The organism is Streptococcus oralis (assembly GCF_019929345.1).
GTDB lineage: Bacteria > Bacillota > Bacilli > Lactobacillales > Streptococcaceae > Streptococcus.
In genome coordinates this window covers 1-584 of record NZ_JAHZPJ010000039.1, presented here as the reverse complement: position 1 = coordinate 584, position 584 = coordinate 1, and the positions used below count along the sequence as shown (strand labels likewise).

The window sequence follows — 584 nt, the reverse complement described above, 5'->3', positions numbered from 1 at the left end:
GAGCTAAAAATCAAACAAAACAAAAAAAGATGCGCAAAAAACTTGAATTCAGTCAAACTTTGTGGTATATTGAAGTTGTATTATTAAAATAACTAAAGGAGATTCACATGGCTTTAATTCAATTAACACCAGAAGATCTACGTACATCCGCTCAAAAATACACTAGTGGTGCCGAAGAAGTAAGACAAGTTCTTCGTACATTAAGCAACGAACAAGAAACTATCAGAAGTAACTGGAAAGGTTCAGCTTTTGATAGTTTCTTGTTCGTTGCTTAAAGTGGCGGATATCGTTGAACAAACTGACCAAGATATTGCGGCACAAATTAATTAATTTGTTATAAGTGGCTTTAGGAAGGCGGGAGCCTTCCTATTTTTTATGGTAAGTAGTAGAGATAATAAATAAAAAGAGAAATGGGAAAGAATAGAGTTTATAAGTATATAGGAAACAGTTTGTTGGTCTTGTTTTTGCTTGCATCCATGATTGTTTTGAATATATCTGTCCAAAAAAATACAACAATCAATAATGAAAAGAATGTAAAAGCAAGTCAACAGACCAAACTAAATGTGGCCATTGTCAATGAAGAT

1 pseudogene is annotated in these 584 nt (G+C 32.7%); it reads left to right on the top strand.

The annotated features are described in order from the left end of the window. The first annotated feature begins 107 nt into the window (after positions 1-107). Positions 108-330 (top strand): annotated as a pseudogene (locus tag K1I97_RS10110) (WXG100 family type VII secretion target). Positions 331-584 lie beyond the last annotated feature (254 nt).